Origin of the sequence: Sphingobacterium sp. UBA7625 (genome assembly GCF_002484085.1) — a bacterium.
In the GTDB taxonomy this organism is placed as follows: domain Bacteria; phylum Bacteroidota; class Bacteroidia; order Sphingobacteriales; family Sphingobacteriaceae; genus Sphingobacterium; species Sphingobacterium athyrii.
This window is the reverse complement of sequence record NZ_DLJD01000039.1, coordinates 20,744-37,940: the sequence shown is the minus strand read 5'-3', so window position 1 is coordinate 37,940 and position 17,197 is coordinate 20,744. Positions and strand designations below refer to the sequence as shown.

General features: G+C 40.0%; 15 protein-coding genes. 5 read left to right on the top strand and 10 right to left on the bottom strand.

Features of this window, described 5'->3' with window-relative positions; genetic code table 11:
- Positions 1-411: 411 nt before the first annotated feature.
- Genes B4G94_RS16775 through B4G94_RS16765 form a run of 3 tightly spaced genes read left to right on the top strand, consistent with a single transcriptional unit; the run spans position 412 to position 1,604 of the window.
- Positions 412-879 carry a hypothetical protein gene (locus B4G94_RS16775; protein ID WP_286860272.1) on the top strand — a complete coding sequence of 156 codons (468 nt, stop codon included), beginning with the start codon at positions 412-414 and terminating at the stop codon, positions 877-879.
- Between the two features lie 18 nt (positions 880-897).
- Positions 898-1,395, top strand: a complete 498-nt coding sequence (locus tag B4G94_RS16770) for a hypothetical protein (protein WP_286860270.1) — start codon at positions 898-900, stop codon at positions 1,393-1,395.
- 26 nt (positions 1,396-1,421) lie between these two features.
- Positions 1,422-1,604 (top strand): hypothetical protein, encoded by a 183-nt coding sequence (locus tag B4G94_RS16765; protein ID WP_286860267.1) that lies wholly within the window; start codon positions 1,422-1,424, stop codon positions 1,602-1,604.
- Positions 1,605-1,698: 94 nt separating this feature from the next.
- Here B4G94_RS16765 and B4G94_RS16760 read toward each other — a convergent pair whose 3' ends face one another.
- Positions 1,699-2,112 carry an Imm70 family immunity protein gene (locus B4G94_RS16760; protein ID WP_286860264.1) on the bottom strand — a complete coding sequence of 138 codons (414 nt, stop codon included), beginning with the start codon at positions 2,110-2,112 and terminating at the stop codon, positions 1,699-1,701.
- Positions 2,113-2,379: 267 nt separating this feature from the next.
- On the opposite strand from B4G94_RS16760, the gene B4G94_RS16755 reads away from it, so the two are divergent.
- Both B4G94_RS16755 and B4G94_RS16750 read left to right on the top strand, forming a co-directional pair.
- On the top strand, positions 2,380-2,901 hold the full coding sequence (locus B4G94_RS16755; protein ID WP_286860263.1) for an O-acetyl-ADP-ribose deacetylase: 522 nt from the start codon (positions 2,380-2,382) through the stop codon (positions 2,899-2,901).
- Between the two features lie 330 nt (positions 2,902-3,231).
- On the top strand, positions 3,232-3,531 hold the full coding sequence (locus B4G94_RS16750) for a hypothetical protein (RefSeq protein ID WP_286860261.1): 300 nt from the start codon (positions 3,232-3,234) through the stop codon (positions 3,529-3,531).
- Positions 3,532-3,787: 256 nt separating this feature from the next.
- On the opposite strand, the gene B4G94_RS16745 is transcribed toward B4G94_RS16750, so the two are convergent.
- From B4G94_RS16745 to B4G94_RS16705, 9 genes are all read right to left on the bottom strand, one after another.
- The gene (locus tag B4G94_RS16745; RefSeq protein ID WP_286860259.1) at positions 3,788-4,708 is read right to left on the bottom strand and encodes a helix-turn-helix domain-containing protein; all 921 of its coding nucleotides are present in this window, start codon (positions 4,706-4,708) and stop codon (positions 3,788-3,790) included.
- A gap of 2 nt (positions 4,709-4,710) precedes the next feature.
- The gene (locus tag B4G94_RS16740) at positions 4,711-5,637 is read right to left on the bottom strand and encodes an oxidoreductase (RefSeq protein WP_286860257.1); all 927 of its coding nucleotides are present in this window, start codon (positions 5,635-5,637) and stop codon (positions 4,711-4,713) included.
- 213 nt (positions 5,638-5,850) lie between these two features.
- Entirely contained in the window at positions 5,851-6,696 is an 846-nt protein-coding gene (locus B4G94_RS16735; protein ID WP_286860255.1) for an SDR family oxidoreductase, read from the bottom strand.
- Positions 6,697-7,678: 982 nt separating this feature from the next.
- The gene (locus B4G94_RS16730; protein WP_286860253.1) at positions 7,679-9,136 is read right to left on the bottom strand and encodes an Ig-like domain-containing protein; all 1,458 of its coding nucleotides are present in this window, start codon (positions 9,134-9,136) and stop codon (positions 7,679-7,681) included.
- Positions 9,136-10,443 (bottom strand): hypothetical protein, encoded by a 1,308-nt coding sequence (locus B4G94_RS16725; protein ID WP_286860251.1) that lies wholly within the window; start codon positions 10,441-10,443, stop codon positions 9,136-9,138. Before B4G94_RS16725 ends, B4G94_RS16730 begins: the two co-directional genes overlap by 1 nt.
- 85 nt (positions 10,444-10,528) lie before the next feature.
- Positions 10,529-11,026, bottom strand: a complete 498-nt coding sequence (locus B4G94_RS16720) for a lipid-binding protein (protein ID WP_286860249.1) — start codon at positions 11,024-11,026, stop codon at positions 10,529-10,531.
- 25 nt (positions 11,027-11,051) lie between these two features.
- Positions 11,052-12,524 (bottom strand): SusD/RagB family nutrient-binding outer membrane lipoprotein, encoded by a 1,473-nt coding sequence (locus tag B4G94_RS16715; protein ID WP_286860247.1) that lies wholly within the window; start codon positions 12,522-12,524, stop codon positions 11,052-11,054.
- 99 nt (positions 12,525-12,623) lie between these two features.
- Positions 12,624-15,824, bottom strand: a complete 3,201-nt coding sequence (locus tag B4G94_RS16710) for a SusC/RagA family TonB-linked outer membrane protein (protein ID WP_286860245.1) — start codon at positions 15,822-15,824, stop codon at positions 12,624-12,626.
- 102 nt (positions 15,825-15,926) lie between these two features.
- Entirely contained in the window at positions 15,927-17,186 is a 1,260-nt protein-coding gene (locus tag B4G94_RS16705; protein ID WP_286860243.1) for an OmpA family protein, read from the bottom strand.
- Between the last annotated feature and the right edge of the window lie 11 nt (positions 17,187-17,197).

The following is a 17,197-nucleotide window of genomic DNA, read 5'->3' as shown; positions in this document are numbered from 1 at the left end:
AATAATAATTCTTAATCTCTTTCACTAAAAATTGATTTGCCATATTCTTTTGTTTTTATGTGTATAGCAAAAGTATGGATGTAGCGGTGGCTATCTGAGCAAAACAAGGTGTATGTAAGCGGTATGTGGGAGATACCGAAAAGTCGGTATTTGCAATCGAAAAATACCAGGGATGTGATATATTCTTTTTAAATTGTACTACTACAATTGGTCATTAACACATATAACTCCATTCACTTTATGCCATAAGAGAGTGAGCACAAGGTGAAGGCACCCACATTACATGGAAAAAAAAGTAAGTATTAAAAAACTATCCTTCGGATGTATATATCTTTTCATTAGTTTGATTCTGCTTCCCTGCTTCAGTAATGCACAAAACAAAACATGTTGCAATTCCAAATATCAATAAATATGAAGAAGTTAATAATGATTGCTGTAATACTCATGTGGACTAAAAGTATCGTTTACAGCCAAGACGCAAATATACATAGGTCAAAATTACAATCAAGTTTTGCTTATCACTTAAGGTATCCAAAGGAGTTGGAGAAAGCTGCTCTCCCATCATTCTTTACATTAAAGGTGCAGTATGATCACAAAGCAAAGCAATACAACTTAGAGTTTTCTGATAGTGCACATCCGCTTATGATTAAAGAGGTATTAAGGATCAAAGATAAATTAGATTTTAATGCCGTATATGATGATTTTAACTTGGGGAACCGTGATATCCCCATCATGATTCCCATCGAGATTAAAATGCAAAGGGCATCTCCCAAATTTTCAGATCCTACAACTAAAATATCTCAACATCTATATAATTTTAAAGGAAAACAGGCTTTTGGAGAGTTTATTTTTACGCATCCATTGTCCTTATGGTGGTAAACAAAAAAATATTAAATAATGAAAGCAATCAAATTCATACTGATCATCATCTTTGCCATGGTCAACAGTGTTTACGCTCAGGACAAGGGAAAAATAGATAACTTCAAGAAGTTTGAAAATTCTTTCCTTAGAAATTTCAAATATCCAGCTCAATTGCAGGAAAGATGTATCCCTATATTGACCCTGATGGTCATTTCCTTTGATCAATCTGGAAAAATAAAATCACTTCGTTTTTCAGACAGTGCATACCCTCAATTTATAGCAGAAGTCCAAAGAATACGAGACAATATAGACTTTGAATCTCTTTATATGGACCTGAAATCACTAGGAAAAGAGAATGAGAAAATAATTATTCCTATCCAAATTGATACAGGTGTATTTGGTGAATGTGAATCAGGTATATTTCAATTTGATCTGATTAATTTGTACTTATTTGAAAACAAACCGCTTCAAGGCAAATACTTTCTGTATCACAAGATTTTATCAAAAATAGTCATGGCACGTGCAATCTCTTAATTTTTATTTAATGCTATCAGTAAAATATGCCACGGTCTTCTCTGCAGCTCTACCCTTATGTATGCAGCCTACAGTCTGGAGAAGTAAAAGCGCTCGAGCATGCCCAGGCAATATGGATAGCGATAGATCAACTGCTTGACTATGACTGGGCAGAAGCTGACCTGCCTATTGTAAACGAGTATATAGCTTACGCTACATCAATCAAATAATAGCAGCTATCTGCGTACATCAAAGCTAGAGCCGACATCAACTGAATTTACAATCTATTAATTATCAACGTAATTAGGGTTTATAATCTAAACTTTATAAACTATAGACTAACACTTCTTTATTAACTCTTTTTGCAGTTTCCAGGGCTTTATCGAATACAACTGATAGATTTTCACCATCGCTGGTATAAAAATAATTGTCCAGACTGGTTATTGTTTCAGCAATATTATCACCCCATGGCGGCCGTTTTGATAGATCTTCGATATCCCAGATTACCGTAGAAGGAGCATATTCTTGCAATTCGACAAAAATCTTTTTTATTTCTTCACTAGCCAGATCTAATTTCTGCGGAGGTAAACTTTTATAATATAATTCTTCCATAATTAAGGGGAAACGACTTCCCCACTTATTGTTCTCAAGGTTGTAAGCAACTGTTGAAAAGAAAGAATGTAAAATACTTCCATTACCTATTTTGTAAAAGATTGGGCCTATTTTTAATCCTACCATATTATAAATTTAATTATATTTTTTCAATTAGAAACGATGACTTTATTTTCGAATCCACTACTATACTTGATATTCCCTTTGGGCAACTTTAAAACACATGGATTGTTTAACTTACAACACGATATACTCTTTTCTAATAAAGAGATTGAACAGCTTATGCTAATCTGATAAGGGAGGTTATATGGGTAACATTTATTTTTATTAAATTTAAAATATTGTTATCATCGGCTATGTCGATGCAAATTTCCTAATATTATTCTATACCCAATGAGCAAAATAGTTCACGTTATTAAAGGAGATATCACTAAGATCGAAGTCGATGCAATTGTAAACGCTGCAAACAGCTCCCTACTTGGTGGTGGCGGTGTAGACGGTGCCATTCACCGGGCAGGTGGTCCGGCTATTCTAGAAGAATGCCGAATGATAGTGGCCCGGCAAGGAGGCTGCAAAACAGGTGAAGCAGTTATTACAACAGCTGGCAATCTACACGCTAAATATGTCATCCATACCGTAGGTCCTGTTTGGAATGGCGGCCAAAGGAATGAAGAGAGTCTCCTAGCAAATTGTTACTTCAACTCCCTTCGACTGGCTGTGGATAACGGCTGTACAACAATTGCTTTTCCGAATATCAGCACAGGTATATACAGGTTCCCCAAGAACTTGGCTGCCCAAATATCGATTACCGCGATAAATCAGTTTCTTGAATCAGATACAACAATCAAACGAATTACAATAGTTTGTTTTGATGATGAAAATTTCGAGCTATTAAAACAATTACCTCGCCGGTAATCTTGTTGTGGATATCGTCCTCACATTGGCTCTCCATTTGTTTCGGCAAATGAAATAATTATGGAAGTGCTCTCCTTCTAAAACCACCATTATCAAAGATATTTTGGATAAGTGTTTTCTAGTACCTCTAAATGATCGATAATCCAACGAATTAAGCAATCAAGTATCCAATGATAATTGCGGCTTTTATGTTAACACGATGTGAAACAAGTGGTCAAAGCTTATGGTTTATCACATCTGGGCAAAACCAAAAGTTGGTTTTATAATGAAACTGAAAGTATGTAAATAAAATGAAAGCCTTTATATAAAAGGATTAAAAACCTGTAAAACATGAGTGACACCAACAATAAGATACAATTGAGTGAAGAAGAGGCTTTGAAAATCATTGCCAAACTGGATCAGATCGTCGTTTCATTTGATAAAATAAAAAGCCATTTTGCTGAAAATTATGATTTTACCAAGCATGATAAAGTATTGAGCGATTATATCATTGATGAAAAAGTTAATCAAACACTGGCACAGATCAGAGGTTTGTTATCTTCTAAATTTTCATCCGAATTAGGAGATGACGATATGGATATTGTCGAAAGAGTTTGTGAAAACAACCGTTATTGGTCTTCAGACAATTAAGGTTTGCAGGTTATTACTACAAATTTGGAAGATTGACATCAGCAATATTTAGGATAACTAGCTAACGCACTTATCAATGACTTTGAATATATCTATCAATTGATGCAAAAGAAAAAGCAGCATCTCTATGCATTTACTTTGATTTTAGATAGCGACTGCACTACAGCTTATTCGGCTGTGCCAACAATAGAAAGCTTGAAAAAATTGCATAAAAATAAAGATTGGGATGTAGATCTTGGCTATTATTTTTTGTTCATTAATTAAAAGATGCCCGATACTCAATTGGCGAAATATTCATTTTGGTTTTAAATAATTTGCTGAACGATTGCGGATGCTCAAATCCTAATCGGTAAGCAATTTCGCTCACAGAAAGATTTGTAGTAGTCAAGGCCTCTTTCGCTTTTTCGATTAATTTGTTGTGGATATGCTGTTGCGTGCTTTGACCTGTCAAAGTTCTCAACATATCACTCAAATAATTGGGCGATAAGTTTAATTTCTCCGCAAAAAAATGAACGTTTGGAAGTCCTGATTCAATGATTTTGTCGCTTCCGAAATATTCGTCAAGCAAATTTTCCATTTTTGTCAATAGATCGCTGCTGCCTGTCTTGCGTGTAATGAATTGCCGGTTGTAAAACCGGTTGGAATAATTGAGCAACAGCTCGATCTGCGAGACCATTACATCCTGGCTGAATTGGTCTATCGAATGATTGTATTCTTTCTCAATATTCTTGAAAATCTCTCCAAGCATCGTTTCCTCAGACTCTGACAGGTGCAATGCCTCGTTGATTGCATATGAAAAGAACCCGTAATTTTTTATATTTTTTCCGATAGGATAATTTCTGATTAGGTCAGGATGAAAAACCAACAGCCAGCCATCTGCCTTGATATTGCCTTCCTTCGTGCCTGATGCGATCTGTCCCGGTTCCATAAATGCCAGAACGCCTTCATCAAAATCATAATAATTTTGGCCATAGTTGAACTTGCAATCTGCATTATGTTTTATCGAAACCATGTAAAAGTTGAGTACTGCCTTCACCGAGATATCAATGGCATCATACTGTACATCGTTATAATTGATCAGGCTGACCAATGGATGTTTAGGTTTTGGAAGCTGCATGAGTTTATGTAGTTCCGAAACGGAGTTTATTTTTACAAATTTATTTTCTGTCGCACTCATGGTCATGTAAAATTATAAATAATTTGGGTCAGCTGCTCAGAAATCATCCAAAGTTTTTCGGCTAGCCCCCTATCATAGGACTTGTTACTTGATCTTACCAATTCCGGATAGCCACGCATTTCATTCATTTTGGTCGGACCAAAATACTCACCTCCGGTTACGCTTGTATCTGTTGCTGCTCGTAAGATTGGCAATGTGCCCATCTCAACGCTCTGTGCAAGTAAATTAGTAATTATAGCCTGAACAAAAAAGCCCGAGTGCCTGACGAGATTTGTTTTTGTATATCCGGGGTGCGCAGAAGTAACAGTTACATTTACATCGTTCGCCTTCAGTCGTCTATCCAGTTCATATGCAAATAACAGGTTGGCCAATTTGCTCTGGGTATAGGCTACGTATTTGTTATATCCCTCATCAAAATTCAGGTCATTAAAATGAATATCGGGCCTGCCCATCTTTGCCTTGTGCTGCCCGCTTGACTGTATGGCTATACGGGAATTTGGCGTATTTTTTAAGATATCCAAAAGCAGACCCGTCAACAGGAAATGCCCCAGATGGTTCGTTCCAAACTGAACCTCAAATTTTTGCTTGGTGAGTTCGCGTTTTGCCGGAAACATAACGCCTGCATTATTGATGAGTACATCAAGTTGCTTGTACTTCTTATGAAACTCATGGGAGAACTGGTGTATTGACGCAAAATCTGACAAGTCCAGTTGCATCAGGTCCAGCCTTGCGTTAGCATTTTTCTTCTTGATCATGGAAATTGCTTCATTGCCACTTTTAAGGTTGCGGGCAGTCATGATTACTTGAGCCCCTTTACTGCTCAATACCGTTGATGCTTGTAATCCAAGCCCGCTGTTTGCACCGGTAATGAGAATTATTTTCCCCTGCTGTGAAGGAATGTCATCTACTGTCCAATTTTTTGCTGTCATTTTTATGTATTTATGTATGGTACAAAATTCAGAAACTTTGAAAGTGTCAGTGTAGCCGATTCTCTGTATGTTGTATCCTAATTAAGGTATTCCTATTCATTGTTGCACTGTGTGTGGCCTACGCAAACCTAAGGTTGAATACTTAGGAGCCTATAAATGATAAGCTCCCTTGCTACGGCGTTGAAATATTTTGCCACTGCATTTATATTTGTGCTACTTAAGACCGAATTGGGATTTTATTCCGCCTAAAAATGTAGCATCGTCGTACTGCCTGCGGTTTTCCATAAGCATTTTGGCATCTTCTCCTGCCGTATATCTTAATTGATCTGTTCCATCTGTCGCAGCTTTAAAGATTACTTCTGCGACTAGGCTTGCAGGCGAGGAATTCTGAGCCATTGTGGGCATTGCTCCCATCAAAGAATTAACAATACCTTGATATTCGGGCAAACTTTCATCATTACTGAAAACTAAAGACCTACTTGAAAAATCTGTTGCAATCATCCCTGGCTCAACAATTTTTACCTGTCCGCCAAATAGCGCTACTTCGTAACTAAGCGATTCTGAAATACCTTCGACGGCAAATTTTGTCCCGTGGTACAATGAACCCATAGGAAAAGTCATTTTGCCTCCAATAGAAGAAATATTAATGATAATCCCCTTTCTGTTTTCTCTAAAGTAAGGTAGAACGGTCCTGGTAACATCCAATAGTCCGATAACATTGGTGTTGAATTGTCTCAAAACCTCCTCTCTACTAAACACCTCCAATGGCCCGTATGCACCATAACCAGCGTTATTGAGCAATACGTCAATGCCACCAAATTTTTGGACACCTTCCGTGAATGCATGATGAATAGAATCCAGATCTAAAACATCAAGTCTGGTTACAAAAACATTTTCTAATTGTTTTAAGTCTGAACCGTTTTCTGGATTTCTCATTGTAGCGATTACGTTCCAGCCTTTGGATTGAAATAACTTTGCGGTCTCTTTTCCGATGCCACTGCTAGCACCAGTAATTAAAATTGTTTTTCCCATTTGTAAGGGGCTGTTTTCTGCTGTCATGTTATTTATTTTTTATTACAGTACAAAGGTCAGAAACGTTTAATCTGTCAGCTTAGCCGATTCTCTGCATGTTGTATCCTTATTACGGTTTTTAAGGTCGTCTTGGCCGCACATTACTAAAAGAGATTATAAAAAGAAATCACTTGCCCGTATACTTTATTTGCCGCCCACTTATCATATTAATCGAGCTGAAGCCTATTTTTACATCCAAATTTTATAAAGTTTATGATTCCTCGAAACTTGCCTACCGGCTATATTTTTTGTAATTGAAAAGAAATTATCTAGTAAGATGGTGGTGAAAGAAGGAAGAACTTTCGTAATGAGAGACATACATGGTGCCTTCAAAGCTCTTGTGCAGTGTCTGGAACGATGCGAGTTTGATTATGACATTGATACACTTATCCTGCTCGGCGATATATTTAAATTTCTATCTCCTTCTGAAATTGGTAATGCTTTAGCTTGGTTTAACTATCTATTTAATATTTAGCATTATATACTCTATTCCAACATTGATAATCTATCTCTCGGTATTTTACGGGCTTATTAATAAGAACATCGATTCAAAGCGGATTAAATTTATATTAATATCGATAGCAATTACTGGAATTACTCTGACAACTTTATTAATTGATTTCAGCTCGCTTAAGAATCTTACCATATATTATTCGATATCATCCGTAGTCACGGGAATACTTTTCAAAATTCAAAAAACTTGATTTAGGATTAGAAATGGACAGATCATATATTTTTAAGCACTGGAAAGCACCATATTGCAATTTTTAATATCACTTCCCTACTTGTCCTGAAGATCTGCTATCTCTTGATTAATGCTGCCGAAAACTAAACTCTCCTAAATTCGGGGAGAGGTCACCTCTAAACCAGAGAGGAAGAAGATTGCAACTGTGGGGAGGTCAGAACAATAAAAAAGCCCCGCGTCCACTGGGGACTTGGGGCCATAAATAAACATATGAATAAATTCTTATCAGATATCCAAGCGTCTTTCATAGCGCTTACCTTTTAGTTCAAACATATAACGAACGTAGGGACGATAGACTTTTTTAAATTGCGCTTGGTGCCGTTGCTGCATGCCTGTTGCTATTATTCTCGTTTGATGATCACTCACAATGAGTTCGCCGCCTTGAGAAAGAATTTCAAAAGAAATCAAACGCACGGGTTCACTTGATCCATTTTCGAAAAGGGTGTTGACATCCGAACTGATATAACCATTTTCTGCTACTCGCCCTCTGTTACTCAGCACCGTAAAAACTTGATCTTCGGGATTCACAACCGCAAGATTACAGCTCGCATAAATTTGCGGATTAGCTACCGATATTGCGTTGATAATTGCTGTACCAGGTTTCTTTCCTGTAACCTGTCCATGAGCATCCACTGTTGCAATACTATTATCTGAAGAGGCCCATGTGACATTCCTCTCTTTTGCCTCCTCTGGTAGAACTGTGGCTATAATCTGCCGCTGTTGTCCCGGAACCATGACCAAACTATGTGCAGATAAGATAATATGATCCACCGTAACCGATTTTACGGTAATCGTACAAAATGCACTTTTTTCTCCATCCACAGTAGCCACTTTAATCGTTGTTGTACCCACGTTTACTCCTTTTACTACTCCACCGGTCACCGTAGCAACCTGTGGATTACTGGAGGACCAAACCAACGTTTTATCATCGGCATTAACAGGCAACACTTTCACATGCAACGACAATTCCTTCCCAACATGTAACTCTGCCTGTGCAGGGCTAAGTTCAATCGATCCTATAGGCACTGGTTGGACATAAATTGTTAGTTCACCTTTGATTGCTGTCCCTTTGATTTCCGCTGTCACCTTCGCCGTTCCGGTGCTAACAGCCTTGAGCTTCCCTCTATGAACAGTACATACTTGATTATCAGAGCTATTCCATTCGATTTCCAGCGGATCTGTATCCGATAAATCTGTAGGTTCGATTATATACGTTATCTCCACTTCTTCTTCTGGCGCCAAGGTGGTCTTACTTACTTGTAATTTTAATGATGCCGGCGAAACCGGTAAAATCCGAATCAAGGCTTTCGCCTTTACGTTTTGACCTCGCACTGAAACAGTTACTTCTGTCTCACCAACACGATGACCGTAGACAACTCCATTCTCCACAGTTGCTACTTTCGGATCTGCTGTCGACCATATGTAATCTGGATCTTTTATATCCCCTGGTGTATGATTTACAAACAGTCGTTCAGATTTTCCCACAACCAAAGAAAGGGTATCATTCCTGAATGTAATGTTGTTTATACGAATCGGAAGGATCTCTTCCCGGCCACAGGCCGTAAACAACAATACTACTTGTAAGATGATCAGCATCCAGTACAGATGGGTTAATTTACTTTTCTTATTGTCAGTCAATATCTCCATCTTATTCGTAAAATTAATTTTCCTTCGTTCTATCATTACTTACCAGGTGTAACCGCATCATAAATCTTTGCTCTGAACCGTCCATTCGCTGAGGTTATATCCAATAGCATAGGACCATAGCCGGCATTTGTTACATTAAACATCCCTTCGACCCAGCCCTTATCTATTTTGGTAATCTGAATCTGACCGCCACTGGGCACAAGGTCTTTTACTATCTTATCAATATATCTGCTCATGTAGGTTGTTTTGGATGTTTGAAAATGAAAATGATTACCACCATTAGAAATCTCATACTTATAGCTGCCCACACCACCGTTCCACCGCAACAAAAAGTAACCTCCACCTTCATTTTCAGGATTCGATAACAAATATGTGTTTCCCGATTTCGCAGCCGAAGATGCAGGAAACTTTACAGGTCCTCCACCAGCAATACTGAGCTCAATCCAACCGTTACCTGAAATATGGATATTCGACAGTAGTAGATAGGTCCCTGCCCGCGGGGCCTTTAATTTGAGGCTTACGACGGCAGTTGCACTACCGTTAACACTTACCGGTGCCTGATAGGTTACAATACTGGCATCTGCTTTAACGATTTTACCCGGTCCCGCAAGCTCCCAAGAATCTATAAATTTGCTGGGTAAGGCAGCGGGTGTTCCAACAGGATACCCTGGTTCGGTCCCCTGACCAGCGCCGGTCAGTGGTGTCAAAAGATCATCCCATTTTGTCTGGGTATAAATAAGTGCGCGTACAGACTGGGTCTGTCCGGGTTCGATAGAAGCTTCATAGGGTTCCAATGAAAGCCTATTCATTAACGACCAGTCACTGAAATGCGTGGTTTCATAGCTAATTGTTTTCTGAACCGTATCCGTTGTACTGGCACCGACATATTTCCAGACTTGATCTTCCTGCTGATAGGCAAATCCAAGGGTTTGTGGCAGTCCGACCTGATCAGTTACAGCCTTCCAGTCGAAGGTAAGGGTTACCGCCTTCTTGAATGTGACATTATGTGGTGTCAACCGATAAGATAAACCGATACCAGCAATATTTGTCTGTTCAATTGGCTGCACTAAAATTAACTTTTCCTCCGTGAGTGCACCCGCGGGAATGGAGATCTTTAATTGTCCGTCAGCTGAAGACAGCACACCACCGGCCGGTCCAATAGTTTTGCTCGAAGCTTGCCCTTTGACTGATCCGATCGGTCGCGCTAAAGGTGTGATCGCAATCTCTGTCTCAGATTCTTCCTCGTTCTTAATGGGGTCTCTTTTACAGGATATGCCAAATAGTATTCCACCGAGTGTGGCACATGTCAGAAAAACATATAAACTGTTAAGTTGTACTTTCATTTTTTCAAGATTTTAATATTCAACAGTAGCAAAATTAGATGCATTTATTGGCTATAAACATGAGTTGAATATTGTTATATAAATACTATTTTTGATCCTCTGGCCATTGTGTCCTTCGGTGCCCTTTTACAATATAGATTTTACCATTGACAGCCGTTTTATACCTGACGTAAATACTGTCGGCAACGGCCTTACTTGGCTGAGTAGAGGCATTTAACAAAATCTTTCCCTCAAGTAGCGTAACAGCGGTATTAGCAGCTGGCACAGCTAGGGTATTTTTATATTCACCTGCAACAAAAGTTCTATTTTGCAGGTCTATATTTACTTTTGCCAAGAGGCCAAAGGGCTGGGCCGCGGTACTCAACTTAAACCAGGCCACATTCGACAGATTGTCTGAAGTATTGTACGTGCTCAATGTAAACAGGTTGGTACTCGCTGAAGAACCATCTTCATGGAATACGCGTGTATGCCATTCTCCGGAGAGTGGAAAAATAGGAGAATACACCACAGCAGGCTGCTCCTTTTTGCAAGCAACACAGCTTAGCACAAGACATACGAAAAAGTATTTAACGCTATTTTTCATTTCTTTATCTATTGAAAATCTAAACTTATTTTTTATGCCACCACATCTTTGTATTAATGGAAACCGCTTTAGGTGTGTTTGGATTATTATCCGAAGATACCTTTGGATAAGGTAGTCTCCTTGGGAGTTCATTCCCAACCAATGCAGTATTTAATGAAGGTGTGTATTGACCGGGAACATAACTAGGCTCATCAGCCGGTACGGTACTGACAACCGGATATCCGGTTCTATTTTGATCGTAGAAGGCGTCCCATGCCTGGCATCGTGCTGATGCGATCCATTTTTGGGTGATAATCTGCTCCACCATCAATTCTGCTGCCCCTGGTTTAAACGCGTAGGCCCCATCGGTTCCTAGAAAGGCTGTCGCATCCCGGCCCCATCTGGAGAATGCCAATTTCACAGCTGATTCATAATGACTTCCCGCTTTGCTTACATCATTTAAGCGCACCCAAGCCTCCGCCTGTAAAAATTCTACCTCTGCATGCGACATAAAATATACAGGATCGGTGGCAGCTAATTTCGCCCTTGAGGTACTTCCCACCGGGTACTCGGTACTGGTGGCATTATAATTTCCTTGCGCGTAAGCTGTATACTGGCCGTTTATATCATTCGTTTCATAGAAATCCGTAATCCTGGGATCATTATTATCCAGCAAATAAGATAATAATGTTTTGCTTGCGCGGATATTCGCTCCCGTGCTTAGGGCCCGTCGATCTGATTCAAAAAGCGGGTTTGATTTATCTTTTATGTCTTCAAATGCATCCACCCGTGCATCCGCGAGCAAAAAGTCTCCTTCGTCCAATAGGGACTTTATCGCTAAAGCATTTGTTGTAAAATCGCGCATCAAAACTTTCAGCTTCAGTGATTTCGCAAATTTGCGCCATTTATCGATATCTCCTGCAAACACAAGATCCTGATTCCCCATACTTGGAAGCGCTTTGGCCTCGGTAACCTTTGTCAAGGCCTCATCCAATTGCTTTAATATCTGTTCATTGACTACTTTTCCCTCATCCCATTTTGGGCTATATCCCCCCTTATCCCCCTGCAACCCTTCTTTAATAGGTAAATCTCCATATAGATCCACCAATACATGATAGTCAAAAGCGAGCATAACGGCAGAAGCAAGATAATAGTTCCAGAACCCGCCCGCTTGCGCTTTCTCTTTGGCGATATACAGATCTTTCATTCCACCCCCAAAAAGATTAGCCCAGATTCCGTTATAAGAAGATATTGTCAGCACATAGGAGTCAATATTCTTGTATTGATTGGACGTGTTGTTCTGCGTATAATGCTGTGCCCAGAAACCACCTATCAGTTCCAGATCACCACCTATTTTCGCCGCACTATATGCAACACCTGACGGAAATAAAAGATCCGGAGCGGCATCGGTTTCTGATGGTAAATAAGGATCTTTATTGATATCCAAAGCCTTATCGCACGAATTAAAAATTAATGCACCCAGTATCAATATATATCCAAATGTTTTCATTGTTTTCATAAATAATTTGTCTTTTAAAGGCCTTCTGTAATACCGCGATTATTTGCCGTTACCTTTATACCTGCCAATCGCGGATTATTTGATCGTGTCAAAAAATAATTAAAACCGTACGCGAACACTACCTCCATAACTCCGAAATGTTGGACCAGCAGCAAACTCACCGAAATTGGAAATAATATCGTTTCCATAATTTGTTGATTCCGGATCCACGAAATTGTTATTTTTCGGTGTCCAGAGAAACAAATTTCGACCGACCAGGCTGAAATCAAGTCCTTTGATGTTCGACCCTAGAATGCTTTTGGGCAATGAATAGGTGAGTACAACTTCTCTTAGTTTAACAAAGTCACGTTTCAACACAGCACGATCATATATAAAATTGGTACTGCTCGGATTCCAATAATTATTAATGTTGTTCACCGAGATCTGAACGTCATTTTCCACATACTGATCCCCCACTTGTTTCACAGAATTTGGGATTAGCCAAGGTTGGCGCTCGTTATACATAGTTTCTACTGCATTTCCTACAAAGTAATTCAGCTGTGCTGTGTAAGAGTAGAAAAAACCACCCTTGCGCCAATCCAGTACCCCAGCCAAGCTCCAGTCCTTGTATGTAAATTTGGTATTGAAACCTACGACAAAATCGGGCTCATATTTTCCTACAGTACGTTTGGAATTGGGCTCGGTCAACGGGATCCCGTTCGTTGCGTTCACAACCACTTTACCGGCATGTTCACCATCCTTGACTGTCATCACTTCAGGAACCTTAAATACGCCAAGCGGCTGGCCAATCAGGGCGACAAAATCCACCATATAGGCTGAGTATATATTAAATTCCTTAACGTCATCCCATAATTTCACTACTTTACTGTTATTCTTCGTAAAATTTATTCCCAGATCCCATTGAAAATCTTTCATTCTTAGCGGAGTAGCATTTAATCCGATTTCAACTCCTGTATTTCGGATATCACCAATATTTTGGGTCCGTGTGGTAAAACCAGATTCTGGCGGTAGTGCCGAAGAATAGATCTGATCAACTGTTTTTCTATTATAATAAGAAATATCCAGCCCAATTCTGTTATTCAATAACTTCATCTCCGTTCCGAACTCAAATTCTGTGGTGATCTCAGGCTTGAGATTATCATTACCCAACAATTTACCATGCTGTAATCCCGCAGTACCTTTTAAAGGCAATACGATATCCCCGAATCCCAAACCTAATCGGGAGCTTGCATACGTATTTTGAACACGATACGGAGAGGCATCATTCCCTGTTTTGCCCCAGGCGGCTCTCAATTTTATAAAATTGAACAGATCGGATTTCAGTTCGCCGAAGGCATCAGTCAAAATCAATGCGGTGTTAATTCCACCATATTTATAATTGTTGTGTTTGATCGGAAGCGTGGACGACCAATCCGATCGGAAAGACGCATTTAAAAACCAATAATTTCTGTAGCTGAGTGTAGCATCTGCAAATAAACCCATCAATCGCTGTCTCAGGAAAATATTGTCCACAACCGGTGTGCCGCTTGTATTTTTTAAACTGTACCACCCTGGTATATTCAAACCACTAATATAGGAATCGAGATAACTGAACCCTTGCTGGTTAAAGTTATACCCTACATTCGCCGACAGGTTAAGTGTTTCATTAAACGATTTTTCTGCCTTGAACATCAATGTTGCGTCAATTTGATTTGCCTTCCGATAATTTTCGCCATATCTACCTGTTATAATTGCCTTCTTATGCACAGCCGATGTAGAGCCGGGAGTATAAGTAATCCGTTGAGAAAAATCCCTGGTATTGATACTCCCAAAATCGCCGCCTAGCTTACCGACTGCAGTTAACCAGGGTAATATTTTATAGGAGAAATCTATATTCCCATAGACACGGTCTTCCTGAAGTTTGGTCCCGTTATCCAGCAGGGCTTTATAAGGGTTTGACGAATAGGGTGTAAAATAATTATCATAATTATAATAGGGATTGTTATAATCCGCCATAGCCAAAATATCGATATCAACTGGGGTCTGTATCAGTTCCTGAAAAGTTGTCTTTCCACCGTCAGCCGACCCTTGTCCCTGGAAAATCGCATTTAAATCACGCCGCACATAATTTACACCGTAATTAAAGGCAAATCTGTCTAGATTGGTATTCCCGCGAAAAGAGAAGTTATTGCGTTTTAACTTATCTGGATGGCCGGGCAATACGCCATGCTGATAAAAGTTACCGTAAGAAAATAGATAGGAAGATCGCTCTCCTCCACCTGATATAGACAATGTATTGGTCGCATCCAGTCCCGAGACGTAGAACTTTTTTATGTTATCTTTAACATATGAAAATGGCTTTGTCTGCCGGACTCCATCAATGGCTGAACCCCAAGGTCGTTCGATCCCATCTAATTTTGGCCCCCATGAACCGTTCTCCGCGGCGTCAAAATCTGGCCAGCCCTGCCCAAATAAATGCTGTGTCTGGGGAACCATCAGTACATTACTCACATTTATCGCTCCGTTATAGGTAACTGAAAGATGCTGGCCCAGCTTTCCTTTTTTGGTCGTGATCATAATAACACCGTGTGCTGCACGGGAGCCATATAGGGCCGTTGCCGAAGCTCCTTTTAAAATTGTCATTGACTCAATGTCATCCGGATTTATATCGTTCGCGGCATTTCCCAGGTCGATAGACCTTGTGGATTCAATTTTTGCCTGATACCCGCTATTGGATTCGACCTTTGCCTGAAAACTATTATTAATGGGAACGCCATCAACGACATATAAAGGATTATTTGCGGAAAAAGAAGATACGCCGCGAATAATTACTTTGGTCGATCCGCCGGTTGTTCCAGAATTGGAAATACTGACCCCCGCTACTTTCCCTTGTAGGCCTGTCATTGCATTCATGTTATTTGCTGCAACGATATCATTAGCCTTAACCGTAGTAGCCGCATAGCCAAGCGCTTTGCTTTGCTTAGACATACCCATGGCGGTGACCACGACTTCCTCCAGTGCCTTATTGCTGCCCTCTAGCATAACATTAAATCCAGACTGCCCTTCATTGACAATAAGGATCTGCTCCGCAAATCCGAGCGAGCGAAAAACAAGTACCTTCCCTACCGGTACAGATAATGTATAATTGCCATTTTGATCGGTTTGTGCAGTCGTATTGGATCCCTGTACAGCAACTGTTACGCCGGCCAATGGCTTCCCATCAGCAGCAGTTACACGACCGCTCACCCTTTTGTCCTGCGCAAAAGCAACAGATGACATCATCATGCTACCTACCAAAAAACTAAGTAAATTTTTATTCATACGATTGTTGATTTTATTTAGCTTGTGTATAGCCACCGATTTTGATCTTAAATAAACCATTATTCATACACCGTCTCGATGGCTATCTAATAGCGGTCCTTATTAAATTTTGACAAATTCAACCCTTCTATTTTTTGCTTTATTCTGCTCACTGGATTCATCAGTTACAGGTGCGGTATTCCCTTTCCCATCGGTTTCTATTTGGGTTATTTTTATCTGATAATCATTGATCAGGATATCACGCACAGCGTCAGCGCGCTTTTTAGATAAAGTCAAATTCGCGCTCGCACTTCCCACCGCGTCCGTATGACCTATGACACGAATCTTCATTTCAGGGTTCTCGCGAAGTACTGTTGCCACCTCCTTGATAGTCCCTTCACTATCAGACTTTATTTCTGCGGAATTCGTGGCAAACAGAATACCACTGGTTTCAAGCTTTCCTCCAGTCAATAACTTGGAACGCGTATCCCCACTCCCTTCAGCAATTCTGAAATTTGACACATAGAAACCCAGTTGATCGTTGGTATAATTGGAGCTGCCCATATCCAACTTGAGCTGATTAAAGTTGCTGTTCAACGGCACGGCATTGGGCAGATCGAAGACCTTCTCCTTATCCAACCAGATACGGATACGTTCTTTTTGGATACTGATCGCTACATGGATTACATTTCCAACTTTCCTGTCAAAATTGGCTACCCGATATTTATCTGTTTCCAGTTTTTTTGCGACATTCTCATAGGAGGTCAATTGTACTGCCGCTTCTGAACGATAAGGTGCAATACCTACTTTGAGGCAATTTTTTAGACGGTAATCATAGGACATTATCTCACCTTTATTGCCCCGATCATAGAAAGCGAAATTAAAAGCAGGTACCATATAGCCTCCAGCGAGCGGCCAATCCATGATCAGGTCAAACTCTATGGTTGCGTTTTCCCCAATATTGACCACGGGACTGACAAAGGCTCCGGGATAAAGCCGGAGCCATTTACCTTTAGCATTGTTGAGGGTAACAATCTCTCCCTTACTACGGGTATACCATTTCAATGGAAACTGTCCCTGCGCATCCTGTGAGAAATCATCCGCTAATAAGACCTTGCTTCCCGGAATAAAATCGTAAGTAGTCGTGCTGCTTAATGCAGTTTTTTTGCCAACTGCCTCATTCTCCTGATGCTCGCTATCCTCACCCGACGCAGTGGATTGGACAGATGCCTCCTTGCTTTTACTAGCCTTGCCATCAATCACATTCTCCAGTGTCTTATTGGCCATATTTTCGGCCTTTTGTTTAAGCTTATTAAGAAAGCCCTGTGCAATTGCACTCCCGCCAAGCAGAAGCATAACTGAAGTAAAAAATATCTTTTTCATCACCGTATGTT